This is a genomic window from Salinicola corii, assembly GCF_008298015.1.
GTDB lineage: Bacteria > Pseudomonadota > Gammaproteobacteria > Pseudomonadales > Halomonadaceae > Salinicola > Salinicola corii.
This window is the reverse complement of the sequence record NZ_VTPX01000006.1, coordinates 240,016-259,359: the sequence shown is the minus strand read 5'-3', so window position 1 is coordinate 259,359 and position 19,344 is coordinate 240,016. Positions and strand designations below refer to the sequence as shown.

At 65.7% G+C, this 19,344-nt stretch carries 16 protein-coding genes; 13 read left to right on the top strand and 3 right to left on the bottom strand.

The window, feature by feature from the left end:
* The first annotated feature begins 1 nt into the window (after position 1).
* The 9 genes from F0A16_RS12750 to modC all read left to right on the top strand — a co-directional run bounded on the left by F0A16_RS12750 (position 2) and on the right by modC (position 9,444).
* Positions 2-2,137: a YjbH domain-containing protein gene (locus F0A16_RS12750; RefSeq protein WP_239023816.1), complete on the top strand. Its 2,136-nt coding sequence runs from the start codon at positions 2-4 to the stop codon at positions 2,135-2,137.
* Between the two features lie 164 nt (positions 2,138-2,301).
* Positions 2,302-3,666: an AlkA N-terminal domain-containing protein gene (locus F0A16_RS12745; RefSeq protein WP_149435772.1), complete on the top strand. Its 1,365-nt coding sequence runs from the start codon at positions 2,302-2,304 to the stop codon at positions 3,664-3,666.
* Positions 3,663-4,199 carry a methylated-DNA--[protein]-cysteine S-methyltransferase gene (locus F0A16_RS22130; RefSeq protein ID WP_149435771.1) on the top strand — a complete coding sequence of 179 codons (537 nt, stop codon included), beginning with the start codon at positions 3,663-3,665 and terminating at the stop codon, positions 4,197-4,199. Before F0A16_RS12745 ends, F0A16_RS22130 begins: the two co-directional genes overlap by 4 nt.
* 106 nt (positions 4,200-4,305) lie before the next feature.
* Positions 4,306-4,704: a DUF2946 domain-containing protein gene (locus tag F0A16_RS12735; protein ID WP_149435770.1), complete on the top strand. Its 399-nt coding sequence runs from the start codon at positions 4,306-4,308 to the stop codon at positions 4,702-4,704.
* 119 nt (positions 4,705-4,823) lie between these two features.
* Positions 4,824-6,230, top strand: coding sequence for a PepSY-associated TM helix domain-containing protein (locus F0A16_RS12730; RefSeq protein WP_149435769.1), 1,407 nt, complete (start codon positions 4,824-4,826; stop codon positions 6,228-6,230).
* A gap of 61 nt (positions 6,231-6,291) precedes the next feature.
* Positions 6,292-6,708 (top strand): winged helix-turn-helix domain-containing protein, encoded by a 417-nt coding sequence (locus F0A16_RS12725; protein ID WP_149435768.1) that lies wholly within the window; start codon positions 6,292-6,294, stop codon positions 6,706-6,708.
* A 93-nt stretch (positions 6,709-6,801) separates the two neighbouring features.
* Positions 6,802-7,593, top strand: a complete 792-nt coding sequence (gene modA / locus F0A16_RS12720) for a molybdate ABC transporter substrate-binding protein (protein WP_149435767.1) — start codon at positions 6,802-6,804, stop codon at positions 7,591-7,593.
* A 7-nt stretch (positions 7,594-7,600) separates the two neighbouring features.
* The gene (gene modB / locus F0A16_RS12715) at positions 7,601-8,314 is read left to right on the top strand and encodes a molybdate ABC transporter permease subunit (RefSeq protein WP_149435766.1); all 714 of its coding nucleotides are present in this window, start codon (positions 7,601-7,603) and stop codon (positions 8,312-8,314) included.
* Positions 8,311-9,444, top strand: a complete 1,134-nt coding sequence (gene modC, locus F0A16_RS12710) for a molybdenum ABC transporter ATP-binding protein (protein WP_149435765.1) — start codon at positions 8,311-8,313, stop codon at positions 9,442-9,444. Before modB ends, modC begins: the two co-directional genes overlap by 4 nt.
* A gap of 372 nt (positions 9,445-9,816) precedes the next feature.
* On the opposite strand, the gene F0A16_RS12705 is transcribed toward modC, so the two are convergent.
* Positions 9,817-10,470 carry a TetR family transcriptional regulator C-terminal domain-containing protein gene (locus F0A16_RS12705; protein WP_149435764.1) on the bottom strand — a complete coding sequence of 218 codons (654 nt, stop codon included), beginning with the start codon at positions 10,468-10,470 and terminating at the stop codon, positions 9,817-9,819.
* A gap of 386 nt (positions 10,471-10,856) precedes the next feature.
* Between F0A16_RS12705 and xdhA the strand changes: the two genes are divergently transcribed.
* The 4 genes from xdhA to guaD are packed head-to-tail and all read left to right on the top strand — an operon-like array spanning position 10,857 to position 17,119.
* Complete coding sequence (xdhA, locus tag F0A16_RS12700; protein WP_149435763.1) at positions 10,857-12,323, top strand: xanthine dehydrogenase small subunit; 1,467 nt, start codon at positions 10,857-10,859, stop codon at positions 12,321-12,323.
* Positions 12,307-14,838 carry a xanthine dehydrogenase molybdopterin binding subunit gene (xdhB, locus tag F0A16_RS12695; protein WP_239023815.1) on the top strand — a complete coding sequence of 844 codons (2,532 nt, stop codon included), beginning with the start codon at positions 12,307-12,309 and terminating at the stop codon, positions 14,836-14,838. Before xdhA ends, xdhB begins: the two co-directional genes overlap by 17 nt.
* Positions 14,835-15,791 carry a xanthine dehydrogenase accessory protein XdhC gene (xdhC, locus tag F0A16_RS12690; protein WP_149435762.1) on the top strand — a complete coding sequence of 319 codons (957 nt, stop codon included), beginning with the start codon at positions 14,835-14,837 and terminating at the stop codon, positions 15,789-15,791. Before xdhB ends, xdhC begins: the two co-directional genes overlap by 4 nt.
* The gene (gene guaD, locus F0A16_RS12685; RefSeq protein ID WP_149435761.1) at positions 15,788-17,119 is read left to right on the top strand and encodes a guanine deaminase; all 1,332 of its coding nucleotides are present in this window, start codon (positions 15,788-15,790) and stop codon (positions 17,117-17,119) included. Before xdhC ends, guaD begins: the two co-directional genes overlap by 4 nt.
* 12 nt (positions 17,120-17,131) lie before the next feature.
* On the opposite strand, the gene F0A16_RS12680 is transcribed toward guaD, so the two are convergent.
* Together F0A16_RS12680 and F0A16_RS12675 are read right to left on the bottom strand one after the other, a co-directional pair.
* Entirely contained in the window at positions 17,132-18,073 is a 942-nt protein-coding gene (locus F0A16_RS12680; protein ID WP_149435760.1) for a hydroxymethylglutaryl-CoA lyase, read from the bottom strand.
* Positions 18,073-19,290 carry a CaiB/BaiF CoA transferase family protein gene (locus F0A16_RS12675; protein ID WP_149435795.1) on the bottom strand — a complete coding sequence of 406 codons (1,218 nt, stop codon included), beginning with the start codon at positions 19,288-19,290 and terminating at the stop codon, positions 18,073-18,075. The genes F0A16_RS12680 and F0A16_RS12675 overlap by 1 nt, the downstream gene beginning before the upstream one ends.
* Between the last annotated feature and the right edge of the window lie 54 nt (positions 19,291-19,344).

The window sequence follows — 19,344 nt, the reverse complement described above, 5'->3', positions numbered from 1 at the left end:
CATGACGACATTCGCAGATCGCCGCTGGACCCCGCTGCGCCTTTTCACCCCGGTCATGGGAGCCTCTCTCCCGATCCTGATGGCATACGCGCCCATCACGCAGGCAGACCTGGGCCAGGCCCGCACCGACTTCGGCGGGGTTGGGCTGATGCAGACACCGACGGCACGCATGGCGCCATTGGGAGACATCTCCCTCAATCACAGCCATGTATCGCCCTACCTCCGCTACAACATCAGCTTTCAGCCCATGGACTGGCTGGAGGCAGGCTTTCGCTACACGGCAATCACCAATCAGGACTACCCGGCCTCCAGGGACCCCGGACGCTCCTACCTAGACAAAGGGATAGATTTCAAGTTTCGGCTGCTCGAAGAGGACCGCAACACTCCAGCCGTGGCGCTGGGTTTTCGCGATTTCGGCGGTACCGGCCTCTTCGGCAGTGAATATCTGGTCGCCAGCAAGCGCTGGTACAACTTCGATTTCACACTCGGACTGGGTTGGGGTTATTTGGCCAACGGCGGCGGCATCGGTAATCCGCTGGCGGCGGTATCGGATCGGTTCGACGAGCGCTCAACGGAGAATCCCGAGGAAGCCGGCGACTTCGAGTTCGGCGACATCTTCAGCGGCGATGTTGGCCTGTTCGGCGGCATCGAATACCAGACCGGCTGGGAGCCGCTGTCGCTCCAGCTCGAGTACGATGGCAACGACTACCGCAGCGAACCATTCGAGACGACGCTGACTCAACACTCTCCGGTCAATCTCGGTGCCCGCCTGAGCCTCAACGACAACATCTCGTTGAGCGCCGGGTGGGAACGTGGCGACACCGCCATGTTCGGCATCACCTTCCGCGGCAATCTCGCCGGCATTTCACAACCCAAGACCGATGATCCGAGACCGGTGCCAATCCAGGCAGCACCGGAGCGGACCGCGCAGGACTGGCAGGCCATCAGCTCAGAACTGCAGAACAACGCCGGGATGCGGGTGAGGCGTATCACCCGCGACGACGACGAGCTGATCGTCGAGGCCGAAGCGACCAAATATCGCTCGATGCTGGAAAGCGAAGGTCGCGCCAATCGCATTCTCAACAACCATACCGCGGAAGATATCGGCACGTACCGCTACCGCTGGCAGAGTGTCGGCATGGGATTGCGCGACGACGTCCATGACCGCCAGGCCTATCTCGAGGCGGCGGGTTCCACGGCCTACGACCAGCAGTACCACTACGGCCTGTATGCCTCGGCATTGACCCAACCCGGCGATACACCCCCCGCCGGAGAACTGCTTTATCAGAACGATCTCGATCAGTTCACCTGGAGCCTGTCGCCGGGCTTGAACCAGAACCTGGGAGGGCCCGACGGTTACCTCTACCAGATCTACGCCAAGCTCGACGCCGAATACCGGACCGACCCCAACGGCTGGTTCAGCGGCCGCGCCGCCCTGAACCTGGCGGATAACTTCGATGACTTCGACTACGTCGCCAATTCGAAGCTGCCTCGCGTTCGTACCAACATCAACAGCTATCTGGATGAAACCAACCTCGGGATCTACAACCTGCAATACACTCGCACCCTGCGATTCGGCCAGGACTGGTACGGCATGGCTTACGGCGGTCTGCTCGAGATGATGTATGCCGGCGCCGGTGGTGAAGTGCTCTATCGCCCGTTCAACAGTCCGGTGGCTTTCGGCGTCGACCTCAACTGGGTCAAGCAGCGGGATTTCGACCAGCGCTTCGACATGCGCGACTACGACACCTGGACCGGCCACGCGACCGCCTATATCGAAACCGGTATCGAGGACGTTCTCGCCCAGGTCAGCGTAGGTCGCTATCTGGCCAGGGACCTCGGCGCAACGTTCGATCTCTCCCGCCAGTTCGATTCCGGGGTGCGGATCGGCGCCTGGGCGACACTGACGGATGCCGGCGACGACTACGGCGAGGGCAGTTTCGACAAGGGGCTCTATGTCTCGATCCCCCTCGACGTCTTCTTCTCGGAATCGAGCCGCGGCAGCACGACCCTCGCCTGGCAGCCGCTGACCCGCGATGGCGGTGCGCGCCTCGCCCGGCGTTACACGCTGTATGGCCTGACCCAGGACCGCGACATGGGTCACTACTGGAATGACTACGACAAGCTCTGGGAGTAGCGACTCTCGCGACCTGCCGACCCCGCTCTCAAACGGTGCCTCGCGGGCGCCGTTCTTCCCTCGAGACGATCTCCTCGCGGTGACGACCATTGAGTGCCGGATCCGGCCAGTCCCACCGGCTCGCCCCGCTACAATGAGGTCGAGACGATGATCAGGACGCCCCCATGCTCGACCCCCAGCAATGCCGCAGTGCCCGCCTGGCCCGGGATGCCCGCTTCGACGGCCGCTTCTTCATTGCCGTCGAGACCACCGGGATATTCTGCCGCCCGATCTGCCCGGCGACGCTTCCGCAGGAGCGCCACGTTCGTTACTTCGAATCGGCGGTCGCCGCCTCCCGCGCCGGTTTTCGCCCCTGCCTGCGCTGCCGTCCGGACAGCGCACCGGACTCTCCCGCCTGGCAGGGACCCCAGACCACGCTATCACGGGCCATTCGCCTGATCGATGCCGGCGCGCTGCAGCAGAGCAACGTCGCGGCACTTTGCGACAGACTGGGTATCGGCGAGCGCTACCTGCGCCAGCTGTTCCAGCGTCGATTCGGGGTATCGCCCAAGGCGTACGCGCTCTACCGCCAGTGCCTGTTCGCCAAGAAGCTCCTGCACGAGACCGCATTGCCGGTGATCGACGTCGCGCATGCCAGCGGTTTTTCCAGCCTGCGGCGCTTCAACGACGCCTTCAAACGGCAGATGGCGCTGACCCCCAGCGACATCCGGCGACAAAAACGACGCAACGCAGCCCTGACCGTCAAGCTCGCCTATCGCCCGCCCTACCAGTGGGAACGGCTGCGCCATTTCTACGCGCTTCATCTCATCGAAGGCCTGGAGTGGGTCGACGAGCGTTCGCTGGGGCGGACCCTGAGACAGGGGGAGACCACCGGATACTTCGACGCCGTGCACGATCCCGAGCGTCATCAGTTCGTGGTCACGCTGGTTCTGAGCGAGCTCGGCGACCTCAGCGCCATCGTGCGTCAGATCCGGCGGATGCTGGACCTGGACGCCGACACCGCCGCCATCGAAGTCCACCTGCGGCGGCATCTACCGGAGTTGCCGCTGGCCGAAGGGCTGCGCCTGCCGGGATCCTGGGGCGTCTTCGAAGCCGGCATCCGTGCCGTACTGGGCCAGCAGGTCTCGATTGCCGCCGCCAACCGCCTGATTCAGAATCTGGTCGACCATCTCGGGGAGACCGATGCCGGCGGACGTCGGCGCTTCCCCACCGCCGGGGCCATCGCCGCCAGCGATCTCGCTTTCCTGAAACTGCCCGCCAGTCGCCGGGAAACCGTCCGGCGGCTGGCGACCGCCTGGGATCGGGGAGAGCTCGGCGAGGACCCACGGCAGTGGCTCTCGCTCAAGGGAATCGGGCCGTGGACGGCCAACGTCGTCGCCATGCGCGGAAACGGCGACCCCGACATCTGGCTGGACGGCGATGTCGGCCTGCGCCGCGCACTCGCCCGCCTGGAGACGCCGGTGGATATCGCCACCGCGTCCCCGTGGCGCAGCTATCTCACGATGCAGCTCTGGAACCAGATCCTATGAACACAGACTTCCCCCAGTGCGACGCCCGCCTGCCGGCGCGTCACGACGAATTCGTCCAGCGCTATCAACCACCGGCGTCGATCCCCCTGGGTCCCATCGAGATTCGCGCCACCGCGCTGGGCCTGACCTGGGTCGCTTTTTCGAAGACGCCGGGCCATGTCGACAACCCCAACGCCGTCACCGCACGCTGCGCACAGCAACTGGAAGCCTACTTCCTGGGACAACTGACGACGTTCGACCTGCCACTGGCCCTTCGGGGCACCGACTTCCAGGCGAGGGTCTGGCAGGCGCTCCGGACGATCCCCTATGGCCAGACTCGCAGTTATCGCGAGATTGCCGTCGCGATCGGCGCCCCGTCGGCGGTCAGAGCGGTCGGCGCTGCCAACGGGCGCAATCCGATCTCTCTCGTCATCCCCTGCCACCGGGTCATCGGCAGTAATGGCAGGTTGACGGGCTATGCCGGCGGTATCGGCAGAAAGCACTGGCTGCTACGGCACGAACAGACAGTGTCAGGTGAACGGTTGGCGCTATAGGGGTGGGTTCCGGTGCGGCATAATTACACACCCGGACGGTGGTGATTGGCGGCGCAAGCGCCAGCGCGTAGAGTCCCCCCTCTGACGACGGCGTCCTGGACGAGATATGACGCATTTCTGGCATCGCTGCTACCGCCCGCTGACCGCGCTCGCGCTGTTTGCCATGCTGATGGCGTTCACGGGCCCGTTGATCAGCCAGATGCAGCGCTTGATGGAGATGCCGGCCCACGGCGGCATGATGGTGGCCCCGTCCCATCATGCGGCGACCGGCGACGACAACCGGATGCCATCGTCCGCCCGAACCATGACGGCAGACGACCACTGGCACCTGGCCGCCTGCGGTTACTGCGAGCTGTTTCTCCACGCGCCAGGCATCGAGCCGCCGCGAGCCATACCGCCGGTCTCGCCGCCACCGGCGGCCATACATCCGCCGAAGGTCGTCGCCCCGCCGTCGCCGACGCCGGTCTATCCCCGCTACGCCTCCCGCGCACCGCCCCTGGCCTGAACCCGTTCTCTCGCTCCGCATGCCCATCGTGACCCGATGCGTATCCGGGACGCCCATGTCATGCCCGTCCGACGACCGTCGTCGGGCGCTGCCATCCGGTTCAGGCCTGGAGTTCACCCATGGACACCGTTTCAGCGGCGACCGATCGCCGCCAGCCCCCCTTGTGGGTCGCACTGATCACTCGCCTTCACTTCTACGTCGGCCTGTTCGTCGGGCCGTTTCTGCTCGTCGCCGCGCTATCGGGGATAGCCTATGCGCTGACGCCCCAACTCGAGAACTGGCTTTATCACGACGCACTGACCACCCAGAGTCGCGGTGAGCCCCAGCCCATCTCCCACCAGATCGAGGCCGCCCAGGTCGCCGCGGGGATCAGCGTAGCCCCCGCCGCCGTTCGCCCCGCGTCGGCGCCGGGAGCGACCACACGGGTCATGTTCGCGGGTGAAGGGTTGGGGCCCTCGGAGCATCGTGCCCTGTTCATCGATCCGGTCACGCTGGCGCTTCGGGGCGACATGACGGTCTACGGTACCAGCGGCGTGCTCCCTCTGCGTACCGCCATCGACCAGTTCCACCGCAGTCTGCTGCTGGGTGATCTCGGTCGTCTCTACAGCGAGCTGGCCGCCTCCTGGCTCTGGATCGCCGCGCTGGGCGGCGGTTTTCTGTGGTGGCGGCGTCGAATTCGCCGGCGGGCGGCGGGACCGCAGCGCTTGCGCCAACGTCACGCCACGCTCGGCACGGTAGCGCTGATCGGACTGCTGTTCTTCTCGGCGACAGGCCTGACCTGGTCGCAATGGGCGGGCGGCAACATCGCCCAGCTGCGACATGCCTGGGGCTGGGGCACGCCCAGCGTGTCGACCAATCTCGCAGCGCCCACACCAACTTCAGTGGAACCGACCGCCGCGGCCCCCAGCGATCCCCATGCCGAGCATCACGTCGCCGCCAGCCACACCGCCATGGCCACTTCGCGACCGACGTCGTCGCCCGGTGATTTCGACTTGGCGCTCGCCGCCGCGAGAGCCGCCGGCATCGACGCCGACAGGCTCGAGATCGTGCCGCCGAACTCGCCGACGACCGCGTGGAAAATTCGTGAAGTCGGGCGGGAGTGGCCGACGCAGGTCGATCAGATCGCCCTGGACCCGCAAACCTTTGCCGTCACCGACCGTGCCGATTTCGCCACCTTCCCGCTGGCCGCCAAACTGACCCGCTGGGGAATCGACCTGCACATGGGAGTGCTGTTCGGACTGCCCAACCAGTTGGCACTGGTCGCGTTCGCCTCATGCCTCGTCACCTTGATCTGCTGGGGCTACGCGATGTGGTGGCGTCGACGAACCGCCGCTTCCCGCGAGCCGCAGACGTTGACCGCCATCTTCCGGCTGATGGATCGGCGATCGCGGCTGGTCGTCCTGCTCGTCGCGACCGCCTTCGGCTATGCCTTGCCGGTAATGGGCGCCAGCCTGCTGCTGTTCGTCGCCGTGGACTATCTGCGCTGGCGGGCCGGTGTCCGCCAGCAGGTGGCGCAGACGGCCTGATCCTGGGCCCGTGGCGAGCGCCTGTGTTACAACAGGGGCTCGCCACCGCCACGATGCCACCATGACCCGAACCCACCACCCCTCGCCGCGCTTTCAGCTTCGCCTGGTCGCCGATCGGGAGATCGTCGTCGGCCCGGGCAAGATCGAGCTGCTGGAGGCGATCCAGCGGCACGGCTCGATCGCCGCGGCGTGCCGCGAGATGGGCCTGAGCTACAAGAAGGCGTGGCAACTTCTCGACACCATGAACCGGCACCTCGCCGCGTCGGTGGTCGATACCGTCACCGGCGGCACCCGGCGTGGCGGGGCGACCCTGACGGCACAGGGCCGCGCCCTGGTCGACGACTATCGCCGGCTGATGGCCGATCTCGACGACAATCCCCATGGGCAGGCGCTGATGAATCGTCTCGCGCCGCCCCGCGCCGTCGATACCGACGACAGCCAGGCCGAAGCACCGGCGGCCGATGCCGATTCCGACTGATCCCACCGCTTTGCGCGATTCCCTCTCGACCACCGCATTGCCGGCGGCTATAGTGATTTCCCGTTATTTCCATTCAGACATAGCGAGAAGCCCGTGAATCTCCCAGCCTGTAAAATCCCGTCCGCTCTGCTGGCACTGGCCCTCTGCATCCCGGCCGTCGCCCATGCCGGCGACAGAGCCGACCCGGTCCGGATCTACGCCGCCGCCTCGATGACCGATGCCATGAACGCAGCGATCCGGGCCTACGAATCCGACCACGATGTCGATATCGTCCCGGTCTACGCCTCCTCATCGACGCTGGCACGCCAGATCGCCAGCGGCGCTCCCGCCGACATCTATCTCTCCGCCAACGAGCAGTGGATGGACTGGCTGGCAGCGCAGGACCTGCCGGTCGGTGAGCGCGTCGACCTGCTCAGGAACCGGCTGGTATTGATCGCGCCGACGGCCAGCGACATCGCCGGTTTCACCCCGGGCGACGGGACCACGATAGCCTCCCGGCTGGACGACGATCAGCGCCTGTCGGTTGGCGAGATCAGCCACGTGCCGGCCGGTATCTATGCCAAGCAGGCGCTGCAGTCCATCGGCGAGTGGAGCGCGCTGCAATCGCGCCTAGCCAGCGGCGACAACGTCCGGGCCGCGATGGCGCTGGTGGAGCGCAACGAGACCCCGCTCGGCATCGTCTACCAGACCGACGCCGAGGCGAGCGACCGGGTCAAGCAGGTCGGCGTCTTCCCCGACGATAGCCACGACCCGATCACCTACCCCCTCGCCGTGGTGAATCCGACACCGAACAGTGACATCGAGGCGTTCCGACGGTGGCTGACGGGCGCCGACGCATTGGCGATTTTCAGCCGCTACGGCTTCACGCCGGTCGAATCAGACTGAGCCCCGGATGCTTTTCGAGGCGATAGCGCTCTCCGATGCCGAGTGGCAGGCCATCACCCTCAGCCTGAAGATCGCCGGGAGTGCCGTGGGATGGATTCTGGTTCCCGGCGTCGCCGTTGCCTGGCTGCTGGCCCGTCACGACTTTCGCGGCAAATCCCTGCTCGACGGCCTGCTCCATCTGCCGCTCGTGCTCCCTCCCGTGGTGGTGGGCTACCTGCTGCTGCTATCGCTGGGACGCCATGGCTGGCTGGGCCAGTGGCTCTACCAGGGCTTCGGCTTGTCGCTGCCGTTCACCTGGCAGGGCGCCGCCATCGCCGGCGGTGTGATGGCGTTCCCGCTGCTGGTTCGTGCCGTCAGGCTCTCGCTGGAAGCCGTCGATCCCAAGCTGGAGGCGGCCGCGGGCACTCTCGGCGCCAACCGCTGGCGGGTGCTGTTCACGATCACCCTGCCCCTGGCGATACCGGGGCTGCTGACCGGCACGGTGCTGGCGTTCGCCCGCGCGCTTTCCGAATTCGGCGCCACCATCACTTTTGCGTCCAACATTCCGGGTGAAACTCGCACCCTGCCGCTGGCGCTCTATACTCTGATCCAGACGCCAGGAAAGGAAGCCGCCGCCGCCAGGCTCTGCGTGCTGTCGATCGTCATCGCCATGTTTTCGCTGATGGCGTCGGAATGGCTGGCCCGCCGCGCCAGACAGCGCCTCCAGGAGCGTGACCGATGAGCGGGAACGCTCACCACTCGACCCCGGGCGAGACCCACGCCCCGGCCGGCAACGCACTGGAGTGCCGGCTGCGCAAGCGCCTGGGTACCTTCGATCTGGATATCGCGCTGACGGTGCCGGCCAGCGGTGTGACCGCGCTGTTTGGCGAGTCCGGCAGCGGCAAGACCAGTCTGTTGCGATTGATTGCCGGCCTCGACCGCCCGGCTGGCGGCTACGTCCGGCTAGGCGAGCGTACGCTGAGCGATACCCAGCAGAAGATTCACGTACCGATTCATCGACGCCAGCTGGGCATCGTCTTTCAGGAAGCACGGCTATTCCCTCACTACCGGGTTCGCGGCAACCTCACCTATGGCATGTCGAGGAGCGGCCGCGCACGATTCGACGACCTGGTGGCCTTGCTGGGAATCGGCCATCTTCTCGAGCGCCTGCCCGGAACCCTCTCGGGGGGAGAGGCGCGCCGCGTCGCCATTGGCCGTGCACTGCTGACCCAACCTCGCCTGCTACTGCTGGACGAACCGCTGACCGGGCTGGATGGCGAGCGCAAGCGGGAGCTCCTGCACTATCTCGTCCGCTTGACCCGGGAGATAGATCTGCCGGTACTTTACGTCAGCCACGACACCGCGGAAATCGCCACGATTGCTGACCATCTCGCCTTGATCGAACAGGGCCGACTAGCGGCGCATGGCCAGTTGGACGAACTGATGATGCGACTCGACCTGACCGAGCGACTGGGCGGATTCGATGCCGCCACGCGACTGAACGCCAGAGTGGTCGACCACGACCAGGCCTACTCGTTGACCCGGGTCGTCCTTGACGATGACCAGACCCTTCGCATTCCGGCGCTCGACCAACCGCCCGGTACACCGATACGCCTGCGCGTCGGCGTGCGCGATGTCGCCCTCGCCCTCGCCATGCCCGGAGACACCAGTTATCGCAATGGACTGATGGCAGTGATCGACGCGATCGAGCCGTCCACCCATGAGCCCAGCGCCAATGAAGTGCGCCTGATAGTTGGCCGGCAGCGGCTGCGAGCCCGGCTTACCCGTCAAGCCTGTGACGAAATGCAACTGGTGATCGGCAAGCCGGTGGTCGCGCTGATTCGAAGTGTTGCGTTCGGCTCCCGATTCTAGCCATAAAACAATGGCTTGTGAGCCCAGTCGACAAAACCCTCGCCAAGCGTATCACTTTGTAACTTAACGCTTTTTAGCGATTTTCTCTTCGCTTTGGTGAGGAAGCCTCATATACACTGCGGGTGGCAGGATGCCGCTGCCGCACGGAAGCTCCTTCAAGGACGATGCGACGCCGCACGGAACGCGATAGGGACAGCATCCAAGGATCGACAGCAGCGCAACAGGACGTTGCCGGCCCTCAAGGTTGAGACTCGACAGGAAGTTGAGCGCGAAAGGACTCGCTTCCGTTACCGGGTCGATCACCGCAACGGCCAACCGGCCTTCCCCAGACCTCTCCCGCCTCGACGAAGTATTGCTCCCACTCCGGATCCATCACGCGCCTCGGACCGCGCCATCGCACCTCCGGACACCACAGCCCTTGATGATCACCTGGCACAGAAAATCGCTGGCCGACTGAAAATCCGCCTCCCCGAGTGCATCGCGATGCGTGATGCCGACGATCTGCGTTTCGAAGTCGGCGTAGTGCTGCGTTGCCGACCAGATCAGAAAAATCAGCCAGACCGGGTCCACCGGGTCCATCAACCCCCGCTCGGCCCACTGGCGAAAGACCTCGGCGCGGGCTTCCACCCACTCCCGCATTTCGCCGAACAGCGACTCCTTCAGAAACGGGGCGCCTTGCAGTATCTCGTTGGCGAAGAGCCGCGAGCTCTGTGGATGGGTCTGGCTCAAACGCATCTTGCTGCGGATGAAGGCCTCGAGCACCTCTGCCGGGTCGTCATCGACACTCATATCGCTCAACATCTCGTTCCAACGCCACATCGTGCGCTCGAGCAGGGTGATATAGAGTCGCCGCTTGCTACCGACGTAGTAGAGGACGTTGGACTTGGGGATTCCGGCCGCCGCCGCGATCGCCTGAATGCTGGCACCCCGATAGCCGTGTCGAGCGAAGACGCTCTCCGCCGCGTCGAAAATGCGTTGTTCGTTACGCTCCCGAACCGTCACTTCGGGAAGGTTGTGATGACCCACTTCGATTCCTTACGTCCAACCAGATTGATTCCCCGAGTATGTGGTTCGTCTCTCGGGCCCCGTGTGCAGCACGCTCCGCCGCGTCATCAAGCTCGCAGCACGACAGCGGACACTTTCGACGCCGATGCTATGCTGAATCCAGACGATTGTCTTCCTGCGGCACGGTTCCAAGGCCTTCGAAAGCAGGCCCTCGGCCCCGAACAGCCGAGCTCGAACAACGCCAGATCGAAACGTGCTGCTTGAAAAGCGGTGCCAGGGGCTTGCCATCAGACGTGGAATCGAAGAGGCTAGAAAAAGCTGACCAATCGGTCAGAAATCTTCCTGCAAGGCGTCCTTTTCGTATTCCATGAACGGGCGACCCTCACAATGACAATGGCAGGTCACCGATGATCGAATTCTTTCTCAACGGCCAACGTCAGCGCGTGGCGACCGAACCCGAGACGAGCGTGCTCGAGCTACTGCGCGGGCCGCTGGCACGACACGGCACCAAAGAAGGCTGTGCTTCCGGCGACTGCGGCGCCTGCACCGTTGCCATCGCTTCCCCGGAAGACGGGCAACAGTCGCTCACTTACCGCACCGCCAACGCCTGCATCACGCCGGCGCATCAGCTTCAGGGAGCGCATCTCATCACCGTCGAAGGCCTCGCCCGGGGCGATGCGCTGCATCCGGCGCAGTCGTCGATGGTGGCGTGCCACGGCAGCCAATGCGGATTCTGCACGCCCGGCATCGTGATGTCGCTGTTCGTGATGCACGAGCAGCAGCGTTCGGCCCCCGGCATGCCCCTCGATGACCATCGACTCGAGGCAGCACTGGGCGGCAATCTGTGCCGCTGTACTGGCTACCGCCCTATTCGAGATGCCGCCTTGAGCATGAGTGAACATGCCGACACCCGTCCCCCCTGGGCCGATGATCCTACCCTCGAGAGGGCGGTTCGCGAACTCTCCCCGACAGTGGCCTCCGAGGGCCAGAGCGGCTATCTGACGCCGACGACACTCGCCGAACTCACCGCCGCCATGCAGCGCCATCCCGAGGCCCGACTGGTCGCTGGCGCCACCGATCTCTGGCTCGAGGCCACCCAGCGGCTCGAACCGTTCGAAATGCTGATCGACCTGCGCCAGGTGCGGGAACTGCGTCAAATAGAGGAGACAGCCGATGGCTGGTGGATCGGTGCGGCTGTGAGCTATCGAGAGTGGGAGCCGCTGTTGGTCGAGCACTACCCGGCGTTCGCGCATCTGCTGACCCGGCTGGGCTCGGCCCAGATCCGTAACCGAGGCACCGTGGGCGGCAATATCGCCAACGCCTCGCCTATCGGCGACACCCCGCCCGTGCTGCTGACGCTGGATGCCAGGCTGCGGCTGGCTGGTCCGCAGGGAATGCGTGAATTGCCGCTCGCATCATTCTTCCTGGATTACAAGAAGACCGCGCTCGAGCCGGGCGAATGCGTGGCCGCCATCTATCTACCCAAGCCGCAGGCCAACTTCGAGCAGCGCGTATGGAAGCTGTCCAAACGGCGCGAAGATGATATCTCAACATTGCTGGGAGCGTTTCGCTGGCGACGGAAAGATGGCGTGCTGTCGGACGTGCGCGTCGCTTACGGCGGCATGGCAGCGATTCCACTGCGGGTCGAGGCCGTCGAGGCCGCGCTTGAAGGCAGGAAACCCGATCAGGCAACCTTCAGGACCGCCAGGCAGGCGCTTCACGACTCGCTCACGCCGATGAGCGATGCACGGGGCTCCCGCGACTACCGGCTGACTGCCGCGGTCAATCTGCTCGAGCGCTGGCGACTGACACTCGTTGATACCGGTTCCAACGATCCGGCGCAGGAGGTAATTCTCGATGCGTACGCTCACTAAGCGGGTCTTCAATACTTCGCGTGCCACCGCCGAAACCACGGCCGAAACAGACCAGTCGCAGGAAGCGGCCATGAGCGAACCCTTGCTGGCACTTCGAATCGAGTCCGAATCGACGGGCACTGGCGAAGCGTTCGGCCGCCTCGAAGGCGACGAACCGGTAGCACGCGATACCGTCACGCCACGTCCCGCGCGAGAAAACTCCCGCCACGCCCAGGCCCACGAAAGCGCCATCAAACATGTCACCGGGCGCGCTCGATACATCGACGACCTGCCGGCGCCCCACGGCGCCCTGCACGCCATGGTGGGCCTCAGCGACGTGGCCCACGGGCGAATAACGCGACTCGATCTCGGCGCGGTGATGGAAATGCCTGGCGTCATCGATGTGATCACGGCACAGCATATCCCCGGACATCGCGATATCGGCCCCGTCTTCCCCGGCGACCCCATGTTAGCCGACGAGGAGGTGAGCTATGTGGGACAGCCGCTGTTCGCCATTGCCGCCACCAGCTATCTCGAGGCACGCCGCGCCGTGAAAGCCGCAGTCGTCGAGATCGCGCCGCTGCCGCCCCGATTCGATCCGGTTGCCGCCGCCGATGCCGGGGAGTTCGTGCGCCCGACGCACGTGCAGATGAGCGGCGACTGGCAGCAGGCGCTGGAGCACGCGCCCCATGTGCTTGAGGCGGAGCAGTTCGTCGGCGGCCAGGAGCATTTCTACCTCGAGGGTCAGGCCTGCCTGGTCGTGCCCGGCGAGGACGAAGGCGTCACCGTCTACACCTCCAACCAGCATCCCAGCGAGACCCAGAAGCTGGTCGCCGAGGTGCTCGACATTCCGTTTCATGCCGTGACGGTGGAGAACCGGCGCATGGGTGGCGGCTTCGGCGGCAAGGAGACCCAGGCCGCGCCGTGGGCGTGCATGGCCGCGCTACTGGCACGCCGTACCGGACGAGCGATCCGTCTACGTCTGCCACGAGCGGAAGATACTCGTGCCACGGGCAAACGCCACCCGTTCCACAATCGCTATCGCCTGGGCTTCGACGACGAGGGCGTGATCCTCGGCGGGGACATGACGCTGATCGGCGACTGCGGCCACTCGCCGGATCTCTCCGAAGCGGTGGTCGACCGCGCCATGTTCCATGCCGACAACGCCTACTCGCTGGGCGCCGCGAGGGTAACCGGCCATCGGGCCCGGACCCATATGGCCTCGAACACGGCGTTTCGTGGTTTCGGCGGCCCGCAAGGCATGATGATCGTCGAGCAGGCGATGGACGATATCGCCCGCCACGTTGGCGAAGATCCGTTGACCGTGCGCAAGCGCAACCTCTATCGCATCGGTCGCGACACGACTCACTACGGCCAGCACGTCGACCAGTATCCGCTGATGGTGGAGATCATCGAGCGCCTGGAACGCAGCAGCGACTACTGGCAGCGGCGGGACGAGATTCGTGCGTTCAACCGCCAGAGTGCCGTGATCAAGCGCGGGCTGGCGCTCACGCCGGTCAAGTTCGGCATCTCGTTCACCGCCAAGCACCTCAACCAGGCCGGCGCCCTGCTCCACGTCTATACCGACGGCAGCGTGATGATCAATCACGGTGGCACCGAAATGGGCCAGGGCCTGCACACCAAGGTGTGCCAGGTCGTCGCCCGGGAACTCGGCATCGATTTCGAATCGGTGCGCATCAGTGCCACGCGCACCGACAAGGTACCCAACACCTCGCCCACGGCGGCCTCCAGCGGCGCGGACCTGAACGGCATGGCCGCGCGCGATGCCGCTACCCAGATCCGTCAGCGCCTGCTCGATTTCGCCGCCGAGCACTATCAATTCGACCGCGAAGGGCTACATCTCGAGAACGGCAAGCTCGTCTCCGACATCGGCGCGGTGACGCCCGCGGTGTCGTGGGGAGAACTGATCCAGGCGGCCTATCTCGGCCGGGTATCGCTGTCGGCGACCGGTTTCTATTCCACCCCGCTGATTCATTACGATCGCGATAGCGGCCAGGGGCGGCCGTTCTACTACTTTGCCTACGGCGCGTCGGTCAGCGAAGTGCGTGTCGACACCTTGAGCGGCGAATACCGGGTCGAGCGCGTCGACATCCTCCATGACGTCGGTGATTCGCTCAATCCGGCGATCGACCTGGGTCAGGTCGAGGGCGGTTTCATTCAGGGCATGGGCTGGCTGACCAGCGAAGAGCTGAAGTGGAACGACGACGGCCGTCTGCTGACGGATGGCCCCGCCACCTACAAGATCCCGACCTTCGGCGACCTGCCGCCGATCTTCAACGTCGAACTGCTCGAAGGCCATCCCAACTCCCAGGCCAGCCTCTATCGCTCCAAGGCCGTGGGCGAACCCCCCTTCATGCTGGGTATCTCGGTCTGGTCGGCGTTGCGCGACGCGCTGTCGAGCCTCACCGGCTATCGGGTCAGCCCGCCGCTGGATACCCCCGCCACGCCGGAGCGGGTACTGATGGCGGCCGAGGCGCTGCGAGCCGGGCCTGCGAACGTCGGAGCGTCGCGATGAGCGCTGGCGGCTCTCTCGAAACCCGCGATCGCCACGAAAGCTGGCACGCCGCGCTGCATCGTCTGCAGGAGTGCGCCGTTCCCCACGTGCTTGCCAGCATCGTCGGCGCTGCCGGTTCGACCCCGCGGGAGCCCGGCGCCAAGCTAGTCGTCACGCCGGCAGACGTGATCGACACCCTGGGCGGCGGCCACTTCGAACAGCAGGTGATCGAGACCGCTCGCCAGCATCTGGCAACGACGCCCGTCTCGTCCGGCACCTACCTCGAAGCGTTTCCATTGGGCGGGCGCTCCGGCCAGTGCTGCGGCGGATTCGTCCATGTGCTGATCGAGGTCTTCGCCGGCGCCGAAAGCCACCTGACGCTGTTCGGCGCGGGGCATGTCGGCCAGGCGCTGGTGAAACTGCTCGCGCCGTTACCCTGGCGCATCGACTGGTACGACAGCCGCGACGGGGCATTCCCGCTTCAGGCCTCTCACGACCGCTATCCCGACCGCGTCCGGCCCCTGACGCTGGCGGCGGATGCCGAAGGCGTGGCCCAGGCCGTGGCGGCCATCCCGTTCGCCAGCCATGTGCTGGTGATGACCCACGACCACGCCCAGGACCGCGATCTGATCGCGGCACTATTATCGCGAACCCACTCGGGCGGCGAGGGATTGCGGTCCATCGGCATGATCGGCTCGAGCAGCAAATGGGCCAGTTTTCGCTCGCGCCTGTCCGCCGCCGGATTCGATGACGCCGCGCTGGCGCGGGTTCGCTGCCCCATCGGCCTGGTCTCCACCGCCAGCAAGCGCCCCCGCGAGATCGCGATCAGCGTGGCCGCCGAGCTGCTGGCCGATCGCCACGAGCCGCAAGACGCACCGGATCGGCGGGGCGCGGCACCGGAACGACTTCGCCACGCCTTTTCCACCACCGATCCGATCGACAACGCTCACTCGATAGGTTCCGCCAGAGAATGACCATGCAAAATGACCACCGCCTGCTTCGCGGCCCGCTCTTCACCTGTCTCGACGATCCCGGCGAGGACGCCGTGCCGCTGGCCGGCGCCACCCGCTATCTCGAGGATGGGGCGATCTGGATCGTCGACGGCCACATCCACGCCGTCGAACCTTTCGACGCGCTGGTCGATCGGTTGCCGCCCGGCATCGAGATCGTCGACTACCGCGACAAGCTGATGATGCCGGGCTTCATCGACAGCCACGTTCACTACGTCCAGCTCGACATCATGGCGTCCTATGGCCGCGAGCTGCTCGACTGGCTCAACGACTACACCTTTCCCGCCGAATGCCGGTTCGCCGATGCCGAACACGCCCGGGCCGGCGCCGAGCGGTTCCTCGACGAGATGCTGCGGGTCGGCACCACCACCGCGCAGGTGTTCTGCTCGTCGCACCCAATCTCGGTGGACAGCTTCTTCGCGGCGGCCCAGAGCCGCCAGCTGCGCATGATCGCCGGCAAGGTGCTGATGGACCGCCATGCGCCCGACGCCCTGACCGACGACACCCTGGGCGGCGTCCGCGACAGCGAGCGGCTGATCGCCGACTGGCATGGCCGCGATCGTCTCGACTACACCCTGACGCCGCGCTTCGCGCCGACCTCCACCCGCGAGCAGCTCGACGCCGTGGGCGGCGTGCTACGCAACGCCCCCGATCTCTACCTGCAGACCCACCTGTCGGAAAATCGCGGCGAAATCGCCTGGGTGGCCGAGCTGTTTCCGGAAAGCCGTGACTATCTCGATGTCTACGAGCGCCATGGACTCGTCGGCCCGCGCAGCACCTTCGCCCACGGCATCCACCTCAACGGGGAGCAGCGCCGCCGACTGGCGCAGGGAGGCGCCAACATCGCCTTCTGCCCCACCTCGAACCTGTTCCTCGGCAGTGGACTGATGGATCGCCTGGCCTGCCGGGAGGCGGGGTTGATGACGTCGCTGGCCAGCGATGTCGGCGGCGGCACCTCGCTCTCCGGCCTCGGCACCCTGCAGGGCGCCTATCAGGTCGGTGCCCTGCTCGGCCAGGCCCTGACCGGTTGGCAGGGGTTCTATCGGCTCACCCTGGGCAACGCCCGGGCGCTGCATCTGGACGACAGGATCGGCAGCCTGCAGCCGGGGTTCGAGGCGGATATCGCCGTTCTCGATCCCCGATCCACCCCGTTGATGGCACGCCGCCTGTCCCAGGCCACGACCCTGTCGGAGCGCCTGTTTGCCATGATGATGCTGGGCGACGACCGCACGGTGGCAGCAACCTGGGCCAACGGCCGCCTAGTGCACCAGCGCGACGCGACAGCGGCCTGACCCCGCCGAAGCTCACCCGTTGGCCGTCTCCGGCAGCGGATAGCGGCGATCCGACGTGCCAGCCTTGACCACTTGGCCCGGCACGTCGTGGCCGATCATCGCCGGCAGCAGCTCGGCTGCGGCGATCAGCCGGTCGAGATCGACCCCGGTCCCCACCCCCATCTGCTCGAACATGTGGACCAGGTCCTCGCTGCACACGTTGCCGGTGGCGCCGGGCGCGTACGGACAGCCCCCCAGGCCACCCAGCGAGGCGTCGAACCGGGTAATGCCGTTCTGCCACGCTACCAGCGCATTGGCCAACCCCATGCCGCGCGTATTGTGCAGATGAATCGTCACCGGCAGCCACGGCCACCGGCTCAGCGTCTCGCGGCAGAGATCGGCAACCTGGCGCGGGTTGGCCATGCCGGTAGTGTCGCAGAGAGAGATTCCCTGCACGCCCAGCGCCAGCAGCTTTTCGGTGATCGAGAGTACCCGCTTGAATGGCACCTCGCCCTCGAACGGGCAGCCAAACGCCGTCGAGATCGAGGCGTTGACGAACACGCCGCTGCCCTTGGTGATCTCGAGAATATTGGCGAAGCGCTCGAGCGATTGCTCCGCGGTCATGCGCAGATTGGCGCGACCATGACTGTCGCTGGCCGACAGCACCAGATTGATTTCGTCGACCCCGCAAGCCAGCGCGCGTTCGGCGCCCTTCTCGTTGGGCACCAGCACGACATAGTCGACACCCGATACACGCTCGATGCCGCGCATGACTTCCTCGGCGTCGCGCAGGCTGGGAATCGCCTTGGGCGAAGTGAACGAGGTCGCCTCGATCTTCGCCAGCCCGGTACGAGACAGCGCATCGATCAACCGGATCTTCTCTTGCGTCGGCACGAAGCGCGATTCGATCTGAAGGCCGTCTCGCGGCGCCACATCATTGATGGCGACGCGGGCTTGCGTGTTCGCTTCCGTCATCAGATCACTCCTCTTTCGCGCATTCTTGCCTGGGTTTCGCGGTCGATGCCCAGCTCGTCGAGGACATTCTGCGTGTGCTGCCCAAGCGCCGGGCCGCCACCTTCGATTCGTCCCGGCGTGCGGCTCAGCTTGGGCAGCACGCCGGGCACCTTGAGCGATTCGCCATCACCCAGACGAATGGTCTCGATCATCTCCCGGGCCAGGTAGTGCGGATCGGCGACGATATCCTTGGCCGTATACGGATAGCCCACCGGCACGTGAGCGCTCTCCAGCACGTCGAGCACGTAGTCTCGCCGGTGGCGGCGGGTCCAGTCCGCGATGGCGCCATCGATCAGCTCGGCGTGCCGGCTGCGGCCGTCGTTGTGGGCGAAACGCGGATCGTCGGCGAGATCCTGGCGGCCGATCGCCGCCATCAGGCGCTTGAAGATACTGTCGCCGTTGCCGGCGATCAGCACGTACTCCTCACCCTCTCCATCGTCCGACGCGCAGGGATAGGCATTGGAGGGCGTGATGCCCGGCAAGGCGCTGCCGCTGGGTTCGCGAATCGCCCCGGCATTGTCGTATTCGGGGATCAGGCTCTCCATCATCGCGAATACCGATTCGTAGAGCGCAACGTCGATGTACTGCCCCTGGCCGCTGCGATGACGCTCCTGCAGTGCCAGCAAGGCGCCGATCACGCCGTACAGCGCCGACAGCGAATCGCCGATGCTGATCCCCACGCGCACCGAGGGTTGATCGGGATGACCCGAAAGGTAGCGCAGCCCGCCCATCGCCTCGCCGATGACGCCGAATCCCGGCCGATCGCGATAAGGGCCGGTCTGCCCGTAGCCGGAGATACGCACCATGATCAGGCCGGGGTTGCGTTCGCTCAGCGCCTCCCAGCCCAGCCCCCACTTCTCCAGCGTACCGGGACGAAAGTTCTCGATCACGATATCCGCCTCGTCGATGAGCCGGCGCACGACCTCCTGCCCCTCCACCGAGCGCAGGTCCAGCGCCAGCGAGCGCTTGTTGCGGGTCTGGACGTGCCACCACAGCGAGGTGTCGTCCTTGAGCACCCGCCACTTGCGCAGCGGATCACCCGTCCCAGGCGGCTCGATCTTGACCACGTCCGCTCCGAACTCGCCAAGCAGCTTGCTGGCGAAGGGCCCGGCGATCAACTGGCCCAGTTCCACCACCTTGAGTCCCGCTAGCGCCTGCGCGTCGTCGCTGGCCGCCATATCGCTCTCCTTCGTGACGTTCGGCAGCACCTCTCTTGAGTCGCTGCCGGCATG